Source organism: Micromonospora sp. AMSO12t (assembly GCF_008806585.1).
In the GTDB taxonomy this organism is placed as follows: Bacteria; Actinomycetota; Actinomycetes; order Mycobacteriales; family Micromonosporaceae; genus Micromonospora; species Micromonospora reichwaldensis.
In genome coordinates, this window is sequence record NZ_WAAS01000062.1 from 1 (window position 1) to 18,016 (window position 18,016).

The 18,016-nt window shown below is 71.7% G+C and carries 20 protein-coding genes; 9 read left to right on the forward strand and 11 right to left on the reverse strand.

Annotated elements, in window-relative coordinates:
* Nucleotides 1-103 precede the first annotated feature (103 nt).
* Entirely contained in the window at nucleotides 104-676 is a 573-nt protein-coding gene (locus tag F6X68_RS12390) for a PH domain-containing protein (RefSeq protein WP_132233342.1), read from the reverse strand.
* An 84-nt stretch (nucleotides 677-760) separates the two neighbouring features.
* Nucleotides 761-1,636, reverse strand: coding sequence for a biotin--[acetyl-CoA-carboxylase] ligase (locus tag F6X68_RS12395; RefSeq protein ID WP_151454414.1), 876 nt, complete (start codon nucleotides 1,634-1,636; stop codon nucleotides 761-763).
* A 105-nt stretch (nucleotides 1,637-1,741) separates the two neighbouring features.
* Between F6X68_RS12395 and F6X68_RS12400 the strand changes: the two genes are divergently transcribed.
* Nucleotides 1,742-3,325: an acyl-CoA carboxylase subunit beta gene (locus tag F6X68_RS12400; protein ID WP_151454415.1), complete on the forward strand. Its 1,584-nt coding sequence runs from the start codon at nucleotides 1,742-1,744 to the stop codon at nucleotides 3,323-3,325.
* 109 nt (nucleotides 3,326-3,434) lie between these two features.
* Here the strand turns inward: F6X68_RS12400 and F6X68_RS12405 are convergent, their stop codons facing one another.
* The 3 genes from F6X68_RS12405 to F6X68_RS12415 form a co-directional block, all read right to left on the reverse strand.
* Nucleotides 3,435-4,295: a hypothetical protein gene (locus F6X68_RS12405; protein ID WP_151454416.1), complete on the reverse strand. Its 861-nt coding sequence runs from the start codon at nucleotides 4,293-4,295 to the stop codon at nucleotides 3,435-3,437.
* Nucleotides 4,288-4,788: a SigE family RNA polymerase sigma factor gene (locus F6X68_RS12410; RefSeq protein WP_132233334.1), complete on the reverse strand. Its 501-nt coding sequence runs from the start codon at nucleotides 4,786-4,788 to the stop codon at nucleotides 4,288-4,290. The genes F6X68_RS12405 and F6X68_RS12410 overlap by 8 nt, the downstream gene beginning before the upstream one ends.
* Before the next feature lie 69 nt (nucleotides 4,789-4,857).
* A complete protein-coding gene (locus tag F6X68_RS12415; protein WP_151454417.1) occupies nucleotides 4,858-5,607 on the reverse strand; it encodes a M50 family metallopeptidase in 750 nt (249 codons plus the stop codon).
* Between the two features lie 101 nt (nucleotides 5,608-5,708).
* On the opposite strand from F6X68_RS12415, the gene F6X68_RS12420 reads away from it, so the two are divergent.
* The gene (locus F6X68_RS12420; protein ID WP_192581384.1) at nucleotides 5,709-6,260 is read left to right on the forward strand and encodes a Uma2 family endonuclease; all 552 of its coding nucleotides are present in this window, start codon (nucleotides 5,709-5,711) and stop codon (nucleotides 6,258-6,260) included.
* Nucleotides 6,261-6,422: 162 nt separating this feature from the next.
* Nucleotides 6,423-7,175 (forward strand): GH25 family lysozyme, encoded by a 753-nt coding sequence (locus F6X68_RS12425; protein WP_151454418.1) that lies wholly within the window; start codon nucleotides 6,423-6,425, stop codon nucleotides 7,173-7,175.
* A gap of 98 nt (nucleotides 7,176-7,273) precedes the next feature.
* Here F6X68_RS12425 and F6X68_RS12430 read toward each other — a convergent pair whose 3' ends face one another.
* Together F6X68_RS12430 and F6X68_RS12435 are read right to left on the reverse strand one after the other, a co-directional pair.
* Nucleotides 7,274-7,504 carry a hypothetical protein gene (locus F6X68_RS12430; RefSeq protein ID WP_151454419.1) on the reverse strand — a complete coding sequence of 77 codons (231 nt, stop codon included), beginning with the start codon at nucleotides 7,502-7,504 and terminating at the stop codon, nucleotides 7,274-7,276.
* 91 nt (nucleotides 7,505-7,595) lie between these two features.
* Entirely contained in the window at nucleotides 7,596-9,527 is a 1,932-nt protein-coding gene (locus F6X68_RS12435) for a serine/threonine-protein kinase (protein WP_151454420.1), read from the reverse strand.
* A gap of 92 nt (nucleotides 9,528-9,619) precedes the next feature.
* Here F6X68_RS12435 and F6X68_RS12440 point away from each other — a divergent pair, with 92 nt between their 5' ends.
* The 5 genes from F6X68_RS12440 (at nucleotide 9,620) to F6X68_RS12460 (ending at nucleotide 13,769) form a co-directional block, all read left to right on the forward strand.
* The gene (locus tag F6X68_RS12440; RefSeq protein ID WP_151454421.1) at nucleotides 9,620-9,829 is read left to right on the forward strand and encodes an acyl-CoA carboxylase subunit epsilon; all 210 of its coding nucleotides are present in this window, start codon (nucleotides 9,620-9,622) and stop codon (nucleotides 9,827-9,829) included.
* Nucleotides 9,830-9,972: 143 nt separating this feature from the next.
* Nucleotides 9,973-10,452: a hypothetical protein gene (locus F6X68_RS12445; protein ID WP_151454422.1), complete on the forward strand. Its 480-nt coding sequence runs from the start codon at nucleotides 9,973-9,975 to the stop codon at nucleotides 10,450-10,452.
* A complete protein-coding gene (locus tag F6X68_RS12450) occupies nucleotides 10,449-11,849 on the forward strand; it encodes a hypothetical protein (RefSeq protein WP_151454423.1) in 1,401 nt (466 codons plus the stop codon). The genes F6X68_RS12445 and F6X68_RS12450 overlap by 4 nt, the downstream gene beginning before the upstream one ends.
* Before the next feature lie 11 nt (nucleotides 11,850-11,860).
* Nucleotides 11,861-13,024: a type VII secretion-associated serine protease mycosin gene (gene mycP, locus F6X68_RS12455; RefSeq protein WP_370518941.1), complete on the forward strand. Its 1,164-nt coding sequence runs from the start codon at nucleotides 11,861-11,863 to the stop codon at nucleotides 13,022-13,024.
* Between the two features lie 88 nt (nucleotides 13,025-13,112).
* Nucleotides 13,113-13,769 carry a nucleoside triphosphate pyrophosphatase gene (locus tag F6X68_RS12460; protein WP_151454425.1) on the forward strand — a complete coding sequence of 219 codons (657 nt, stop codon included), beginning with the start codon at nucleotides 13,113-13,115 and terminating at the stop codon, nucleotides 13,767-13,769.
* 27 nt (nucleotides 13,770-13,796) lie between these two features.
* Here F6X68_RS12460 and F6X68_RS12465 read toward each other — a convergent pair whose 3' ends face one another.
* The gene (locus F6X68_RS12465; protein WP_225852166.1) at nucleotides 13,797-14,711 is read right to left on the reverse strand and encodes an RNA-guided endonuclease TnpB family protein; all 915 of its coding nucleotides are present in this window, start codon (nucleotides 14,709-14,711) and stop codon (nucleotides 13,797-13,799) included.
* Entirely contained in the window at nucleotides 14,677-14,778 is a 102-nt protein-coding gene (locus F6X68_RS34845; RefSeq protein WP_225852167.1) for a helix-turn-helix domain-containing protein, read from the reverse strand. Before F6X68_RS34845 ends, F6X68_RS12465 begins: the two co-directional genes overlap by 35 nt.
* A gap of 154 nt (nucleotides 14,779-14,932) precedes the next feature.
* Between F6X68_RS34845 and F6X68_RS12470 the strand changes: the two genes are divergently transcribed.
* Complete coding sequence (locus F6X68_RS12470) at nucleotides 14,933-15,586, forward strand: O-methyltransferase (protein ID WP_151454426.1); 654 nt, start codon at nucleotides 14,933-14,935, stop codon at nucleotides 15,584-15,586.
* Between the two features lie 210 nt (nucleotides 15,587-15,796).
* Here the strand turns inward: F6X68_RS12470 and F6X68_RS12475 are convergent, their stop codons facing one another.
* Both F6X68_RS12475 and F6X68_RS12480 read right to left on the reverse strand, forming a co-directional pair.
* Nucleotides 15,797-17,134, reverse strand: coding sequence for a sugar MFS transporter (locus F6X68_RS12475; protein WP_151454427.1), 1,338 nt, complete (start codon nucleotides 17,132-17,134; stop codon nucleotides 15,797-15,799).
* 120 nt (nucleotides 17,135-17,254) lie between these two features.
* Nucleotides 17,255-18,010 carry an ABC transporter permease gene (locus F6X68_RS12480; protein ID WP_151454428.1) on the reverse strand — a complete coding sequence of 252 codons (756 nt, stop codon included), beginning with the start codon at nucleotides 18,008-18,010 and terminating at the stop codon, nucleotides 17,255-17,257.
* Nucleotides 18,011-18,016 lie beyond the last annotated feature (6 nt).

The following is an 18,016-nucleotide window of genomic DNA, read 5'->3' on the forward strand; positions in this document are numbered from 1 at the left end:
CGCTCCCGGGCCGCGCCGGTCGGGCCGTACTGATTCAGGCCGTCGGGCCGTGCCAGTTCAGGCGGTCGGGCCGTGCCGGTTCAGGCGGTCGAGGCGCGCAGGTTCAGGCGGTCGGGTCGCGCAGCGGCTTGCCCTCGTGCAGGTCCGCCAGGATGTCGCGCATCTCGTCGTCGCCGAGGGAGTGCTTGTCGTGGTGGGCCTCCACCAGCTCGTAGAGCTTGGTCTGCACGCGGCCGACCCCCGGCACGTCGTGCAGGACGGACTGGCCGCGCTCGCCGGCGGACTCGATGGTGAGCGTCCCGCAGCCGAGCAGACGTTCCACGAACCGCTGGTTCATCGCGTGGTCGTTGATCCGGGTCAGCGGGATGTCCCGCCGGTCGCGCGAGAGCACCCCCTGCTGGAGCAGCACCCGCTCGTTCGTGAAGAGGTAGTGGGTGCTCCGCCAGACCAGGAACGGCCACAGGGCCAGCCACAGCACCGCCAGCAGGGCCAGGCCGCCGATGACGGCGAGCGCGATCGAGCCGCCCCCGCCGGACGGCAGCAGGACCAGGCCGGCCACCACCGCCGCGACGGCGAGCACGAGCACCGCGACCGGCCGGATCAGCGCCTTCCAGTGCGGGTGCAGGTGCAGCACGACGTGCTCGTCCTCGGTGAGCACGTCATCGGGGAACGCCACGGGAACCTCCTCGCAGAAACGGACGCGCTGACCGTAGCCGCTCCCCTCCCGCCGGGGGATCAGCCGCGCGGCGGGAGTCCGCGATCAGCGGAGATGCAGGACGTCGCCGGCCGCCAGGGCGCGGGTGCCGGCGGGGGTGGCGACCAGGAGCTGGCCGTCGGCGTCCACGCCGGTCGCGGTGCCGGTCACCTCGTCGCCGCCGGGCAGCAGCACGCGTACCTGCCGGTCGATCGTCGCGCAGCTCGCCAGGTAGGCGTCGCGCAGGCCGCTGGCGACCGCGTCCCCGCCGGCCGCGCGCCACTCGCCGTACCAGTCGGCGATCCCGCGCAGCAGCGCCCGCAGCAGCGGATCCCGGTCGGTGGCCGCCGCGCCGGCCAGTTGCAGGGAGGTCGCCGGCAGCCCCGTCGGGTTCTCCGGCAGCTCGTCGGCGCGCAGCGTGACGTTGAGGCCGACACCGAGCACGATCGCGGGCGGCCGGGCCGGCGAGGGCCCCGGCACCGCCTCGGCGAGGATGCCGGCGCACTTCGCGTCGCCGACGAGCAGGTCGTTCGGCCACTTCAGGCCCGCTTCCAGCTCGGCCAGCCGGGTCACCGTCTCGACCAGGGCGACGCCGGCGAGCAGCGGCAGCCAGCCGTACCCCGTCTGGGGCGCCGACGGCCAGCCACGGTCGGCGACGGCCTCCCCGGGGCGGAGCAGCACGCTGGTGGCGATGCCGGCCCGGGCCGGCGACTGCCAGGCCCGGCCGCGCCGGCCGCGCCCGGCGGTCTGCCGCTCCGCGACCACCACCAGGCCCTCGGGCTCGCCGGCCCGGGCCGCCTCGGCGACGTCCGCGTTGGTCGAGCCGGTCTCGACGCGCAGCTCCAGGCGGGTCCAGGGCCCGTGCGGGGCGACCAGCGCCCGCCGCAGCCGCGCCGCCGACAGCGGCGGGCGGTCCAGATCGGTGTACGGCGAGCCCGGCATCCCGTCAGCCTACGGCCGCCCCCGGCCGGCCGACCGGGGACGTCGCGGCCCGGCTGAGGCGAACTGCACAGCGGCGACGGCCTGAACCATCGTTATATTCCCAGGGTGACTACCGAGACCGGGATCAACATCCACAGCACCGCGGGCAAGCTGGCCGACCTGGATCGGCGGGTCGACGAGGCGGTGCACGCCGGGTCGGCGCGCGCGGTCGAGAAGCAGCACGCGAGGGGCAAGAAGACCGCCCGCGAGCGGATCGAGATGCTGCTCGACGAGGGTTCCTTCGTCGAGCTGGACGAGCTGGCCCGGCACCGGTCCACCAACTTCGGGCTGGCGAAGACCCGCCCGTACGGCGACGGCGTCATCACCGGCTACGGCACCATCGACGGCCGGCAGGTCTGCGTCTTCGCCCAGGACTTCACGGTCTTCGGCGGCTCCCTCGGCGAGGTCTTCGGCGAGAAGATCGTCAAGGTCATGGACCTGGCCATGAAGATCGGCTGCCCGGTCGTCGGCATCAACGACTCCGGGGGCGCGCGCATCCAGGAGGGCGTCGCCTCGCTCGGCCTCTACGGCGAGATCTTCTTCCGCAACGTACGGGCCAGCGGCGTCATCCCGCAGGTCTCCCTGATCATGGGCCCGTGCGCCGGCGGCGCGGTCTACTCCCCGGCGGTCACGGACTTCACGGTGATGGTCGACCAGACCTCGCACATGTTCATCACCGGCCCGGACGTCATCAAGACGGTCACCGGCGAGGACGTGGGCATGGAGGAGCTGGGCGGCGCCCGTACGCACAACTCGCGCAGCGGCAACGCGCACTACCTCGCCACGGACGAGCAGGACGCGATCGACTACGTCAAGGCGCTGCTGTCGTACCTGCCGTCGAACAACCTGGACGAGCCGGTGGTCTTCGACGCGCCCGCCGACCTCGACGTGACCGACGAGGATCGGGAGCTGGACACGCTGATCCCCGACTCGGCGAACCAGCCGTACGACATGCACCGGGTGCTCGAGCACGTCCTCGACGACGGCGAGTTCCTGGAGGTCCAGCCGCTCTACGCGCAGAACATGGTCATCGGCTACGGCCGGGTGGAGGGCCGACCGGTCGGCGTGGTCGCCAACCAGCCGATGCACTTTGCCGGCACCCTGGACATCGCCGCCTCCGAGAAGGCCGCCCGGTTCGTGCGCACCTGCGACGCGTTCAACATCCCCGTGCTGACCTTCGTCGACGTCCCCGGCTTCCTGCCCGGCACCGGCCAGGAGTGGGACGGCATCATCCGCCGGGGCGCGAAGCTCATCTACGCGTACGCCGAGGCCACCGTCCCGAAGGTCACCGTCATCACCCGCAAGGCGTACGGCGGGGCGTACGACGTGATGGGCTCCAAGCACCTCGGCGCGGACCTGAACTTCGCCTGGCCGACCGCGCAGATCGCGGTGATGGGGGCGCAGGGCGCGGTGAACATCCTCTACCGCTCGGAACTGGCCGCCGCCGAGGACCCGGCCGCCGTGCGGGCCGAGAAGATCGCCGAGTACGAGGACACCCTCGCCAACCCGTACATCGCGGCGGAGCGCGGCTACGTGGACAGCGTCATCCCGCCGCACGAGACGCGGACCCAGATCGTCCGCGCGCTGCGGGTGCTGCGCACCAAGCGCGAGACCCTGCCGCCGAAGAAGCACGGCAACATCCCGCTGTGACGTCCCTCCCCCGCGGGATCCGCGCGGTGTCCCCCGTCGACCGTGGCAGGCCACGGCTGCCCTGACATCGCGCGGACCGGGGGCGGGCGGCCGATCGGGTGGGCGGCGGTCAGCAGGACGGGTTGGCGGCGGCGCACATGCGCCGCGCGGCCAGCCCGGCGAGGCGGACCAGGTCGGCCTCGGCGGTCGGTTCCAGGATCAGCACACTCACCAGGTCGCCGACCCGCACCACCACGGTCGCGTCCGGCGTGGACGGGCGGCCGGGCACCTGCCCGTCGGCAGGGTCGAGGGTCGCGGCGACGGAGTGGCGCAGCAGCAGGGACTCGTCACCGGCGAAGTCGCGGCGCGGCACGTCCCAGCGGTGCACGTCCTCGACGGTGACGGACTCGCCGCCCCACTCGATCGACCGCACCTCCCGCCACTCCCGGCATACGGTGAGTTGCCGGCGCAGCCCGTCGAAGAACCGGGCGGCCCCGTCGTCCCGCATCCGGTGCAGGTCCTGGACGACCAGGACGTCGCCGAGCCGTCCCCCGCCGGTCGCCGGTCGCAGCACCGTCTGGGACCGGCTCACCCAGGTCTCCTGCGCCGGCACACCGCTGTCGCGCCTGGTGGCGCACCGGCGGAGGGCCATGCCCACGTCGACGCTCCCGCCCAGGCCGGCCTCGCTGAGTTGCAGACCGCTGCGCGCCGTCAGGTCGTCCTGTTGCAGCAGGGCCGCCGGGGGGATCTCGACCTTCCCCGGCGCCGCCGGTCGCGAGGGGGACGCCGCCGGGGCCAGCCCCCGCCGCCCGGACCGGTCCCCGACCGCCACGGCCGAGGCGGAGACGACGACGAGCACCGCGACCGCCGCCAGCACCGCCGTACGCCTGCTGCGCCTGCGGGCCCGGGCGCGGATCTCCGCCGGCTCCGGCCAGCGGACCTCGCGCAGGTCGCGGTGCAGTTGCTCGACGAACGTCGTCTCGTCACGCATCGGCGGCCTCCTCCAGGTCAGAGACGGCGAGCAGCCCGGCGAGCGCGGCGCGCCCCCGGAAGAGTCGGGCCTTGACGGTGCCCACCGGGGCGGCCGTCTGCCGGGCCACCTCGGCGACCGGCATGCCGACCAGGTAGTAGAGGGCGATCGCGGTGCGCTGCTCCTCGGGGAGCCGGCGCAGGGCGGTGACCACCTCGACGGTGGCCGTGTCCGGGCCGGGCACGCTCTCGCCTGGGCCGTGGCGCAGGTAGGCGCGGGCCCGGCTGCGCAGGCTGCGCCACCGGCTGACCGCGATCCGGCTCGCCACCACCCGCACCCACGCCTCCGGCTCCTCGTACGCGCTCACCGTCGACCAGCGCTGCCAGGCCCGGATGTACGCCTCCTGCACGGCGTCCTGCGCCTCGGCGAGGTCGCCCGTCAGCGCGTAGACGTAGCCGAGCAGCCGTTGGCGGCTGCCCCGGTAGAACTCGTCGAATCCGTCGACGTCCGGCACCTGCTACCTCCCCGTGACGGTCGCAGGGGACACGCGTCGGACGGTGCCGCCGGTTGCCCGGTCGACCGGTCAATTTCCGGGCGTCAGGCCGGCGTCGGTGAGGATCGGGCCGGCCAGCAGCAGCGCGCCGGCGCCGAGGGCGGCCAGGTTGACCAGGGCGAAGACGGTGACCCAGAAGAGGGCCGGCAGCGGGGTGAGGCCGGCGAGCTGGTCGGCGTCGGAGGCGGGCATCCGACCCCGCGAGCGCAGCCGTTGCAGCTCCACCACCGGCCGCACGCCGCCGAGCAGCAGGAACCACACCCCGGCGTACGCGAACGCCGCCTGCACCTGCGGCTCGGCGTACCAGGAGACGGCAAGGACCACCCCGCCGGTGACCAGCAGCGAGAGCACGCCGAAGACGTTGCGGATCATGATCAGCATGGCCAGCAGCAGCGCCACGGCGACCCAGAGCAGCAGGGTGATCCGGTTGCCGCCGAGCAGCCACGCGCCGGCCAGCCCGACCAGCGGCGGGGCGACGTAGCCGGCGAGCAGGGTGAGGATCATTCCGGGGCCGGTGGGCCGGCCGGCGGAGAGGGTCAGCCCCGAGGTGTCCGAGTGCAGCCGGATGCCGTGCAGCCGGCGGCCGGTGAGCAGGGCGACCAGCGCATGCCCGCCCTCGTGGGCGATGGTGATGGCGTTGCGGGCGATCCGCCAGGGCAGTTGGGTGGAGACGACCACCAGGGCGACCGCGGCGGTCAGCAGCACCAGCAGGGGCGGTGGGTCCGGCTGCGCCGCGAACAGCTTGTCCCAGAGACCGCCGAGCCCGTCGATCGACACCATGGGGCGCGAGCCTACCGGCCCCGACCTGTGTCACTGCGTCCTCTCCGGCCCGTATCGTGGAAGCCTGATCCGGTGGCGACAGGAGCGGGAGGTGGACGCCGGTGACTGCGGCACCCCTGGAACCCCACGTCGGCCTGTGGACCGAGGCCGAGTACCTCGCCATGAGCGAGACGTCGAACCGGATCGAGTTGCTCGACGGGAGCCTGATCGTGAGCCCTGCCCCGAGCAAGCGGCACCAGTTGGTGTCGTGGAGCCTGACGAACAGCCTGCGGCCAGCAGCGCTGCCGCAGGGCCTACTGGTCTTCGAGGCGGTGAACGTCCGGCTCGGCGTCGACCGCATTGTCATCCCCGACGTGGTGGTGGCTGACACCGACGACGAGGGCACCGTCGTCGAGGCAGGCGAGGTGGTCCTCGTCTGCGAGATCGTCTCGCCGGGGAACGCGGCAGCCGACCGGTTGGTCAAGATGCAGCTCTACGCGATCGCCGGGATTCCGTGGTACCTGCTGGTGGAGCAGGACGGCGCCGGCCACTCGCTGCGGCTGCACCGGCTCGACGGCGCGCACTACGTCGAGGACCAGGTGGCGAAGCCGGGCGAGGAGTTCCGCCTGGCCGAGCCGATCCGCTGGCGCGTCGACCCGGCCACGCTGCGCTGAGGCGGAGAGCGCCTTACCCGGTCCGCTCACCGGCCGCGGTGCCACCGCCGCCAGGGCGCCGGCTTCCGCCGTTCCTGAAGATTTCCTTAGCTCCCCTTGCCATTCGGGGCACTTACCTCCAAAGATGAACGTCTATTCAGTCCGGCGTCCTTGGAGGCATCCATGACCCGTACCGGAACATCCCTGCGGCAGCTGTTGGCCGCCACCCTCGCGGCCCTCGCCACCGCGGCGGCGGGGCTCGTCGCGACCGCGACCCCCGCGGCAGCCGCCACCACGCCCGGCATCGACGTGTCCCACTACCAGGGCGCCATCAACTGGACCAGCGTCCGCAACGCGGGCATCCAGTTCGCCTTCATCAAGGCGACCGAGGGCACCAGCTACAAGGACCCGAGGTTCAACACGAACTACGTGGCCGCCTACAACGCCGGCGTCATCCGGGGCGCGTACCACTTCGCCCGGCCCAACATCTCCTCCGGGGCGGTGCAGGCGAACTACCTGGCCTCCAACGGTGGCGCCTGGTCGGCCGACAGCCGCACCCTCCCGGCCGCGCTGGACCTCGAAGCCAACCCGTACGCGGGCGGCTACTGCTACGGCCTGAGCACCACGGGCATGCGGAACTGGGTCCAGGACTTCCTCAACACCTACCGCGCCCGCACCGGCCGCTACGCCGTCATCTACACCACCACGAGCTGGTGGAACCAGTGCACCGGCAGCTGGAGCGCCCCGTGGGCGAACCATCCGCTCTGGGTCGCCCGCTGGTCGAGCACGGTCGGCGCGCTGCCGGCCGGGGCGCCGTTCTGGAGCTTCTGGCAGTACACCGACCGGGGCAGCGTCGCCGGAATCAGCGGCGGGGTCGACCGCAACCACTGGAACGGTGACCGGAGCCGGCTGATCGCCCTGGCCAACAACACCTGAGCCTGACTCGCCTGGGGAGGCGGTTGGCGGCAGCGGGATCGGTTGTCACCGTACGGTCGACAACTGGTCCGGCTGCCGCCAGGCCGCTCTCGCGGGCGTCAGACCTGCCGTCGGGCCGCCACGGGCACGGTCGCCGCGTTCTCGCGGGCGAGCGCGTTCCGCCGGGCGAAGCGCCGGACGCCCACCCCGGCGAGGGTGACGGTCACGACGCTGAGCAGCGCGAACAGCAGCGGCAGGCCGGCGGCGGCGAGCAGCAGGACGATGTCGCCGAGGGCCACGAGCATCCACAGTGCCACTCGGGGCCGGGCGTCCCTCCGTCGGTAACCCATGTCGTACCCTCCCTTCCGTCGTGAAGGTCAGATACCCCGTACGGCGGAAGGTCATGCGAGTCGATCTCGCAACGGGCGCGAATCCCGCGGGTCAGTCCTTGCGGTCGGGCACGAAGCCCTTGGCGATCCGGTCGAAGTTGGCCAGGTTGGCCTGCCAGTCCTTCGCGGCGACCTCCCAGCGCAGGGCGTAACCGCGATTCTTGGCCGTGACGAAGCCCCGGTTGCGGACGTGGATCCGCGTGCCGTCGCGGGTCTCCAGCCACTCCCAGTCCGCGCAGGTCTTCCAGTAGTCGCAGCGCTTGATGCTCAGGTACTGGTAGTTCTTCACGTAGTTCTTGCGGGCCGGTTCGGCCCCCTTCCAGTCGGCGTAGGCGTCCGACTTCGGGCTGGACGTCCACTGCACCAGCAGCTCGCCCGGCCCGCCGGGCTCGTCGAAGACGACGGTGTTCGCTCCGGCGTTGCGGCGCACCCAGTTCGCCGGGATCGGCACCGTGAAGCCGCCCGGGTCCTTGTGCAGCTTCCAGCCCGCCGGCAGCGCGTCCGGGGTCGGCGACGGGGTGGCCGAGGGCGTCGGGCTCGGCGCGGCGCTCGTGGGCGGGGCCGGCGCGGAGGACTGCGGCGGCTGCCCCTGCGAGGTCGCCGCGCCGGTCGGGTCGGCCTGCGGGGTGCCGCCGCCGTCCCCACCGTCGCCGCTGGTCAGCATCGGCACGATCACCACCAGGCCGATCAGCAGCAGCGCCACCAGCGCCCCGATCAGCACGTTGCGCCGGGTGTTGTTCGGCTTCGTACCGCTGGACGCCACGACCGTCGCCCGGCCGGACGACGGGCTGACCGGCGCGGGCATCACCGAGGTGGGATTCGCCGGCCTGCCGGGCGCCGGGTCCACCGCCTCGGCCTTCGTGTCGTCGAGCGCGGGCTTCGGCGGGTCGACCTTCGCCGTCGGGGCCGCGTCCGAGGTGGAGGATCCGACCTTGGCGGTCGGCACGGAGTCCGAGGAGAGCGCCGCCGTCGCGTCCTCGGCGGTGGACGCCGCGGCGGCACCGGCGGCGGCCGCCAGCGGCGCGCGCGGTGCCGGCGGGCTGACCGGCTTGTCGGTTGCACCCTCGGCCGGTCGCGGCGCCGGCACCAGCGGCGGGCGCGGCTCACGGGGACCGTTCGGCCCCGGCCGGCGTACGCCGTCGAGCAGCGGAATCGTGCGGGTGCGCTTGCCGCCGGCCCGGCGCAGCAGCTTCTCCGCCACCTCGGCCGTGATCCGCTCGTTCGGGTCCTTGCGCAGCAGGCCGTTGAGCACCGGCTTGAGCGGCCCGGCGTTCTTCGGCGGCGGCATCGGCTCGGTGGCGAGCGCCGCCAGGGTGGCGATCGCCGACGGTCGCGCGTACGGCGACTTGCCCTCGACCGCCGCGTAGAGGGTGGCGCCCAGCGACCAGAGGTCGGCCTCCGGCCCGGCGGTGCCCTCGCGGGCCCGCTCCGGCGAGATGTACGCGGGCGACCCGAGCACCATTCCCGTGCGGGTCACGTTCGGGTCGCCGGGAATCGTGGCGAGGCCGAAATCGGTCAGCACCACCCGGCCGTCGTCGCCGAGCAGCACGTTGCCGGGCTTGACGTCGCGGTGCATCACGCCGGCCTTGTGCGCCGACTTCAGCGCGGCCAGCACGCCCAGGCCGATCTCCACCGCCCGCGCCGGCGTCACCGGGCCGTCCTCGGCGAGGGTGTCCTGCAACGACTTCGACGCCACGTACTCCATGACGATCCACGGGTCGCCGTCGGTGCGCAGCACGTCGAAGATGCGGACCACGTTGATGTGGTTGAGCCGGGCGATGGCCCGGGCCTCACGCAGCGAGCGTTCCCGCATCTCGCGGCGTTCCTCGTCGGTGAGGCTGGGCGGCGGGACGAGTTCCTTGATCGCCACGTCCCGGTGCAGCACCTCGTCGCGCGCCTTCCACACCCGACCCATGCCGCCCTGACCGAGCGGCGAGAGGAGCCGGTATCGGTCAGCGACGAGTTGGGGCAGCGCGTTCGACATCGCCCAGACGGTACCCGGAGCCGACGACGCTCACACCGCCGGCACGCCACTGTGCGGTCAAGGTCAACCTCTCCGCCGCGTACGCTGACGCCATGTCTGCCGAAGAGCCGCTGTTCCGGGTCGTCCGCGGGGTCCCCACCGCCGAGGAACTGGCCGCGCTGGTGGGCGCGATCGTCGTACGGTCCCGCCCGGCCCCCGCGACCCCTCCGGTCGCCGCGTCCGCCTGGGCGCGCTCCGGCCGGCCCGTCGCAGCGACGGTCGCCGGCCCCGGCGCCTGGCGGGCGTCCGGCCTGCCCCGCTGACCTTTTCCGCACGGATCACCGCAGCTCGGCGCCCCTGCACACCCGCAGGGTGGCCGGTGTGTGCCGGGGCGGGGCTGCCGACACCCCCGGGGACCTATTAACCTCACTCAGGGAAACGACGCAGTGACGGGCAGGGAGGGCCGATGATCCCCGAGGAGGACGGTCCAGCGTCCTGGCTCCGCGGCTACGGCGGCATCGAGGCCGACATCCGCCAGCTCCGCGAGTTCGCCGACAAGCTCCAGGCCGAAGTGGAACGCAACTACGACCCACACCTGTCGTACATCGCCGCGGACCTGACAGCACCGGTGCCCAACCCGGCCGACGCGTTCATCGAGCTGGTCGACTTCCTGCGCGCGCACCACGAGACCCAGCAGGCCACCGCCGACATGGTCTGGGGCGTCCGCGACGTCACCGGCCACCTGGCCGTCGCCGCCGGCACCGTCGCCACCCGCTACACCGGGTCCGACGCCTTCGCCGCCGCGCGCGTGACCGACATCGAGCGGGCCCTCGCCAACCCGGCCCCCACGGCGCCTCGCGGCGCGCCGCCGATGCTGCCCGATCCCACCGGGCCGGAACCCGCACCGGGTCAGGGACGGGGACAGGGTCCGGTGGTGCTGCCATGATCGAACGGGGCACCGGCGGCCGCACGTCCGCCCTCACCGACTGGCGGCTGATGGACGTCGCCAGCATGTGGGCCTGCCTCCAGGACCATGACACCACCAACCACTGGAAGCAGGTCGCCGGCTGGCGCAAGATCTGCGACCTCGCCCGGATGCACCTGAGCCGGCTCCAGGAATACCGCAAGGGGCTCGCCGAGGCATGGCCCCCGGAGACCAACGAGGCGGCCCGGGCCTACGTCCGCGAGCTGGACGAGCTCATCGACAAGGTGCAGCGCACCCACGACGCCGCCAGCGCCAACTACACCGCGCTCTCCGCCGCCACGCAGGCCATCAGCGCCACCCGCACGGAACTGAAGAAGATCTACGAGACGTACGCCGTCAAGGTCCAGGAGAAGCAGACGTACGACGCGACGCTCGCCGACCCGAAGGCGGCCATGGGCAGCCGGGTCCCCGACCGCCCCGTGACGGACGCGGACCTCGAACGCCTCAACGTCCAGGCGCGCGGCATCATGTACGGCCTCAGCGGCGAACTCCAACACGCCCGAGTAATGCTCCGCCAACCACCACCCAGGCCTAAGCCTCTGCCTGAGGCGGACCAGCACAACTCCGATATCTACGGAGGCGCCGTTTCGGCCGCTCCGGTAATTCCTCCCGTCGTTCCCGTGCCGTTGTCAAGTTCGACTACTTCGTCCGTTGCACGGCCGACCACTAACGCGCGACAAATCTCCGCACCAACCACCCGTAACGTCGGGCCTGTCCTCGGCGGGGTGAAACCTGGTGTAGCGCCTTCTCCAATCAATCCCGCAATGCCAGGTCCAACTCCACCCGGCCTCCCCGCTGGCTCCGGCAGTGGACCGATGCCTGCGATGCCGCCAGGCGTGCGGCCTGGGCACGGGATCTCTGGGTTGCCGATCGGTCAGCCTGGCCCTAGCAGCCGGCCGGTCAACGGAGCCATTCCGGGGCTCCCGCCTGCCACGCCACCGGCATCACCCCGGCCCATGCCACCAGGTGGTCTGATCGGCGGAACCCCCGGAATGGGATTTGGACCCTCTAGTGGCAGCGGCGCACAGCAACGTCGAGTTAACCCGATTGGTGGAGTAATCGGCGGCGGGGGCGCGGGCACCGCTCCGACCGGGGGCGCAGGCTCCCGTCCTGGGGTTGGCCGCAACCTCAGCGCGGTGCAGGGTATACCGCCAATCGGCGGAGCACCTGGCATGGGCACTGCCCGTTCAGGCGGGATGGCGGGTCGGTCGGGACGGTACGACGGCAGCGACAAGGAGTCGCGGCACTGGGATCCGGACCACCCATGGGAAGTGGACCGAGGCGTAAGCCCGGTAGTCCGCCCTCCGGACGAAGATGGCCCCATCGACCCAGGTCCGGCTATTGGCTTCAACCGTTGAGGACTCGGACCATCCAGGCCGCCTTGGCGCTGTTCACTCTTACGGCAGCACTCCTGCCGCCGACTGCCTCGCATGCTTGGTCTAACCGTGGCGCCGCAAGTCCGCAGGGAGTTGACCGGATCCGAGGGGACCAGTGGCACCTGAGCTTTCTCAGGGTCGCCGAAGCACACAAGATCACTCAAGGCGAAGATGTGACGGTTGCGGTGCCAGACACCGGCGTTCATCCGCATCCCGACCTTGCGCACAATCTGCGCCGAGGCACAGATATTGTTGCTGGAGGTAGTGGCGACGGCCGACAAGACCGAGATAGCCACGGAACCGGCATGGCAGGTCTAATCGCCGCCCACGGGCGAGCTGGCCAGCAAGGCGCCCTTGGCATCGCACCGAAGGCGAAGATCCTTCCCATACGCGTAAAGAATAACGGCCAAGGGGGAACCAGTCACCAATTGAAAGATGCGATCAACTACGCGATCACGCAAAATGCCAAAGTAATCAGCATTTCAGCAGCAGGAGCGGCAGATAGCCGATTACATACGGCAGTCGAGGCCGCAATTCGCGCGGACATAGTTATTGTCGCTGCAGCAGGCAACAAGCCCCTTAGCCGACACGTCGGATTCCCTGCCGCCTACCCTGGCGTAATTGCCGTAGGTGGGGTTGATCGGCTCGGCCAGCGAGCCTCAGTGTCAGTCACCGGACCAGAGATCGACGTGGTCGCCCCGGCAGTTGACATCTTCAGCACAAGCATCGACGGCAAGTATCGCAAGGGCACCGGCACCTCGGACTCCACAGCCATCGTCGCTGGGGCCGTCGCCTTGATCCGGTCCAAGTACCCGTACCTGCCCGCCGCCGAGGTGGCGCACAGGCTCACCGCCACAGCGATCGACAAGGGCCCGCCGGGACGGGACGACGAGTACGGCCACGGGGTCATCGACCTGGTGGCGGCGTTGACGGCTGACGTACCGCCGCTGGGTTTCGGATCGGCGACGGCGAGCGTGCCGGCCCACACCCCCTCGACCACGACGGCGGTAGCGGAGCCGGCGGGCGACGGGAATGGTGCGGCGACGACCCGCGGCCTGGTCACCCTCGGCGTGATCGTGGCGGCCGTTGGCGCGTGGACTTTCATCGCCCGTCGGCGTCGTCGTGGCGGCGACCCGCCGCCCCGCGTCAGTCGCTGAGCGACCCAAAAGACGTAGACGGGCGAGGAAGGGTCGACACGTCCTACCCGAGACGTCGTCGTCCGGGCCAGCCGGTAACGTCGGCGACGTGCCGAAGTCCTTGCCGCTCCGCCTCGTGCTCGCCTCCGCCAGCCCTGCCCGCCGCAAGATTCTCCAGGCCGCCGGGATCGAGACGGATGTGCTGGTCAGCGGCGTCGACGAGTCCCTCGTGGTCACGGAGCGGGCCGAGGAGCTCTGCCTGGAACTGGCCCGGATGAAGGCGCAGGCGGTACTCACCCGGCTGCGGCCGGCCGACGACCAGCGGACGTTGGTGATCGGGTGCGACTCGGTGCTGGCCTTCGACGGGGAGATCTTCGGCAAGCCGACCGACGCGGCCGACGCCACCCGGCGCTGGGAGCGGATGCGCGGGCGCAGCGGCGTGCTGCACAGCGGGCACTGCCTGATCGACGTCGAGGCCGGGCGGCGGGCCGAGGCGGTCGCCTCCACCGTCGTGCACTTCGCCGACATCGGCGACGACGAGATCGCCACGTACGTGGGTACGGGCGAGCCGCTGGCCGTGGCGGGTGCCTTCACGATCGACGGCCTGGGCGGGCCCTTCGTGGAGCGGATCGAGGGTGATCCGAGCACGGTGATCGGGCTCAGCCTGCCGCTGCTGCGCCGCCTCCTCGCCGAGTTGGACCTGCGGCTCACAGATTTGTGGACGAAGGTCGCGCCCGGCAACCAGACGGTCGAGCCGCTCGGTTAGCGTCCGTTCTTGACTTCCTTCCCACGCCTAGAGGCGGGGGATTCCAGCGGTCGCCCGCTGGGTTTCCTGCTTCACCGACGGCCGCCCCGTCCGGACGTTCGTCCGTTGGGGTCTTACACCGCCTCCACAGGCAATCACGGAGAGCCCCTCCGCGAGAATGTTGCGGGCCGCGTTGACGTCGCGGTCGTGGGTCTGCCCGCATCGGCAGGTCCACGACCGCATGTTCAGCGGCATCCGCTGCGCGAGCGCACCGCACACCGAGCACAGTTTGGACGACGGGAACCAGCGGTCCACAACAACGAGGTTGCGGCCGTGCCAGTCGGCCTTGTATTCGAGCAGGGTGCGGAACTGCCGCCAAGCCGCGTCGCTGACGGCGCGAGCCAGGCTGTGGTTTGTGACCATGTTGCGCACGGTCAGGTCCTCGACGACGATCGTTTGGTTCTCACGAACAAGCCGAGTGGTCAACTTGTGCAGATGGTCCCGCCTGCGGTCGGTGATCCGGGCGTGCACGCGGGCGACCTTGATTCGGGCCTTGGCCCGGTTCGCGGAGCCCTTCTCCTTCTTGGACAGGTTCCGCTGCGCCTTGGCGAGTGCGGCTCGGTCGCGGCGTTCGTGCTTCGGGTTGACGACTTTCTCGCCGGTGGACAGCGTGAGCAGGCTGTCCAGGCCGGCATCGATCCCGACGGCCGGGCTCGGTGCCGGAGCCTGCTCGATCCGGTCGTCGCACAGCAGCGACACGAACCAGCGCCCGGCCGCGTCCTGTGACACGGTCACCGTGGACGGCTTCGCGCCCTCGGGAAGCGGCCGGGACCACACAATGTTCAGCGGTTCGGCCATCTTCGCCAAAGTGAGCTGGCCGTCGCGGTAGCGGAACCCGCTGGTGGTGTACTCCGCCGACCGGCGCGACTTAGACCAGCCGGACACACCCGAACGTGCGGGCAAGCTCGCAAGCCTGCCCGGGGCTCGGGTAGAAGCGGAACCTGAACGCCCGCTTCACAGCCCTGGCCATGGCTCACAGCCTAGCAAGATAGCCAGTAAGCTTTACGGTGACATGCGGGTGGACACCCATCCTCCTTGGCCGCGGATCGGCCTTTCCTGTCCCGCTCTGCAAGAGTTCCGTTTCCTCCCCACGGCTAAAGCCAGGGGTTCCACGGAGGTTTTCGATGACCACCAAGTCGATCCCGCTCACGTCGGAACTGCATTCGTACCTGGTCGGGCACGGTGCGCCGCCGGACGAGATCATGCGGGACCTGGCCGAGGAGACCCGCGCGGCCCTGCCGAACGACGCGCAGATGCAGGTCGCACCGGAGCAGGCCGCCTTCCTGACCTTCCTCACCCGGCTGCTCGGAGTGCGGCAGGCCGTCGAGGTGGGCACGTTCACCGGCCTCTCGTCGCTGGCGATCGCCCGCGGGCTGCCCGAGGGCGGGCGGCTGACCTGCTTTGACATCTCTGAGGAGTTCACCGGCATCGCCCGGCGGTACTGGGCCCGCGCCGGCGTGGACAACCGGATCGAGCTGCGGATCGGTCCGGCCGGCGACACGCTGCGCGAGCTGCCCCACGAGCGCCACCTGGACTTCGCGTTCATCGACGCCGACAAGACCGGCTACCCGGTCTACTGGGCGGAGCTGGTGCCCCGGATGCGTCCCGGCGGGGTGATCGCGGTCGACAACGTGCTGCGCGGTGGCCGGGTGATCGCCCCGCAGAACGCCGACGACCGGGCCATCGCGGCGTTCAACGACGAGGTGCTCGCCGACGTCCGCGTCGACGCGGTGATGCTCCCGATCGCCGACGGCCTCACCCTGGCCCGAGTGCACTGACCCTGACCGGCCTCTGCGCGATCTTGGTAGGAAACGGCCCCTGGAGGGGCCATTTCCTACCAAGATCCAGCGGGACCCAAGGTCCACCCGGACGCAAGATCCACGGGGGACGCAAGAACCGTCGGAGGACGCAAGATCCACGGGGGACGCAAAGTCCGCCGGAGGAACCAAGGTCCGCCGGAGATCCAAGATGCGCGGGGGCGCTTGGCGTCAGACGGGGGTCGGGGATCGGAGGTCGGCGGGGGCCGGGCGCAGGGCGCGGCCCAGGCGGGCGGCGAGCAGCGCAGCCGCCGCGATGAAGGCCGGCAGCAGCAGGAAGGCCAGGTGCGGTCCGACGCCGTCGGCCACCCAGCCGAGCGCGACCGGCGCGATCCCGAAGCCCACCCCCATCGAGTACGACGCATAGCCGGCCGCCCGGTCCGCGGCCGGCCCGGCGACGGCGAGCGCGATCGAGATCGCCAGCGGGTAGTGCAGGGCGTTGCCGAGGCCGAGGACGACCAGGCCGGTGACGGCGAGCCAGCCGACCGGCGCGATCCAGAAGAGCGCGAACCCGGCCAGCGAGACGCCCAGCGCGGCCAGCAGCAGCGGCACGGGCCGGTACCGCAGGGCGAGCCGACCCCCGGCGAGCCGGCCCACGAACATGCCGCAGACGATCGCGGCGACGGCGGCCGAGGCGCCGCCGGCCGCCATCCCGGCGTGCGAGCGGAGCACGTCGGCCGTCCAGAGCGACAGGCAGACCTCGATCGAGCCGGTGACCGCCATCAGCACCCAGGCGATCCAGTACGCCACCGGCAGGCGTCGGCCGGACCCGTGGGCGCCGGCCCCCGAGGCGACCCCGCCGGAAGCCGAAGAGCCGGAACCCGAAGAGCCGGAAGCGGAAGAGCCGGAAGCCGAAGAGTCGAGAGCCGGAGAGCCGGAAGCCGGAGAGCCGAGAGCCGGAGAGCCAGAAGCCGAAAAGCCGAGAGCCGCGGCAGCGGGGGCGGGCTGCGGCAGGCGTACGCGGAAGGTCACGGCGGCGAGCGCGACCAGCGCGATCAGGCCGACCTCGACGGCCATCGCCGGTCGCCAGCCCCACCCGGCGTCGACGCTGGCGCCGATGACCAGCGGGGCGAGGATGCCGGCGCCGGCGCAGGCGGCGTTGGCCTCGGTCAGCGCGGCGGGCGCGCCGGTGCCGTGCCGGTCGGTGAGTACCACGGACACACCGCTGATCACCAGCATGCCGAAGGTGGCGATCACGGCGACGGCGGTGATCGTGGCGGGCAGGGCGCAGACGACGCCCAGGGCGGCGACGCCGGCCGCCACGCCCGCCAGCCCGACCCAGATCGCCCGGCCCCGGCCGAGGCGGCGGGCCAGGGGTGCGAAGAGCGCCCCGCCGGCCAGCGCGCCGACGGCGATGCCGGTGCTGTGCAGGCTTGCGACGGCGGCCGAGGTGCCCTGTTCGTCGCGGAGCAGCGGCACGACCGGCCCGAAGCCGTAGAGGAAGAAGCCCCACAGCCCGAGCTGGGCGTAGGTCAGCCAGGTGAGCCGGTCACGGGTGAGGCGGGGCACCGGCCTCACGCTACAAGCGTCGGGCCGGTGCCCCGCCCCTGGTGAGAGGCAACTCTCCCCGGCGTCAGGAAGGGCCCCTTCCGCTACCGCAGGCGTCAGGAAGGCGCCCTTCCTTTCACCTCACCGGACGCTGCTGGCGAACTGCCGGGCGGCCCAGACGACGCCGGCGGCGGCGAGGAGCGCGATGATGCCGAGGCCCTGCCAGACCTTGTCGTCGCCGAGCTGGCCGGCGAAGAGGGCCCGGGTGCCGTCGACCGCCCAGGAGAACGGGTTCCACTCGGCGATGCCCTGGAGCCAGCCGGGGGCGAAGGTCAGCGGCAGCAGGATGCCGGAGAGCAGCAGCACCGGCTGGGCCACGGTGTTCATCAGGGGGGCCAGCGCGTCCTCGCTCTTGACCTTGAGCGCGATGCCGTAGGAGACGGCCGAGGTCATCAGCGCGATCAGGGCGAGCATCAGGTACGCCAGCAGCAGGTCGACGAGGGAGACGCGCAGGTCGAACAGGAGCGCGAGCAGGGTGATGATGACCGCCTGCACGATGAGCGACACCACGTCGCGCAGCGAGCGGCCGAGCAGCAGGGCGAGGCGGCTGACCGGGGTGACCCGGGAGCGTTCGATGACCCCGGCGCGCAGCTCGGCGATCAGGCCGAAGCCCTGGAAGAGGCCGCCGAAGATGGCCAGCAGCACCAGCAGGCCGGGTACGAAGATCTTGTAGGCCTCCGCCTGGGTGGGCGCGTTCAGCGCGGGCTTGAGCAGCGGGGCGAAGAGCAGCAGGTACATCACCGGCTGGAAGACGCCGACGAAGACCCAGACGGGGTTGCGCAGCAGTAGCTGAAGCTGGCGCTGGAAGATCAGCCAGGTGTCACGGGCGAGTTTCATGGGATC

Excerpts from the sequence above, each read along its gene's own strand:
- F6X68_RS12395 (WP_151454414.1), bottom strand. The coding sequence starts at position 1,636 with ATGCCGGGCTCGCCGTACACCGATCTGGACCGCCCGCCGCTGTCGGCG.
- F6X68_RS12405 (WP_151454416.1), bottom strand. The coding sequence starts at position 4,295 with ATGCGTGACGAGACGACGTTCGTCGAGCAACTGCACCGCGACCTGCGC.
- F6X68_RS12415 (WP_151454417.1), bottom strand. The coding sequence starts at position 5,607 with ATGGTGTCGATCGACGGGCTCGGCGGTCTCTGGGACAAGCTGTTCGCG.
- F6X68_RS12425 (WP_151454418.1), top strand. The coding sequence starts at position 6,423 with ATGACCCGTACCGGAACATCCCTGCGGCAGCTGTTGGCCGCCACCCTC.
- F6X68_RS12430 (WP_151454419.1), bottom strand. The coding sequence starts at position 7,504 with ATGGGTTACCGACGGAGGGACGCCCGGCCCCGAGTGGCACTGTGGATG.
- F6X68_RS12435 (WP_151454420.1), bottom strand. The coding sequence starts at position 9,527 with ATGTCGAACGCGCTGCCCCAACTCGTCGCTGACCGATACCGGCTCCTC.
- F6X68_RS12440 (WP_151454421.1), top strand. The coding sequence starts at position 9,620 with ATGTCTGCCGAAGAGCCGCTGTTCCGGGTCGTCCGCGGGGTCCCCACC.
- F6X68_RS12445 (WP_151454422.1), top strand. The coding sequence starts at position 9,973 with ATGATCCCCGAGGAGGACGGTCCAGCGTCCTGGCTCCGCGGCTACGGC.
- F6X68_RS12450 (WP_151454423.1), top strand. The coding sequence starts at position 10,449 with ATGATCGAACGGGGCACCGGCGGCCGCACGTCCGCCCTCACCGACTGG.
- F6X68_RS34845 (WP_225852167.1), bottom strand. The coding sequence starts at position 14,778 with ATGGCCAGGGCTGTGAAGCGGGCGTTCAGGTTCCGCTTCTACCCGAGC.
- F6X68_RS12470 (WP_151454426.1), top strand. The coding sequence starts at position 14,933 with ATGACCACCAAGTCGATCCCGCTCACGTCGGAACTGCATTCGTACCTG.
- F6X68_RS12480 (WP_151454428.1), bottom strand. The coding sequence starts at position 18,010 with ATGAAACTCGCCCGTGACACCTGGCTGATCTTCCAGCGCCAGCTTCAG.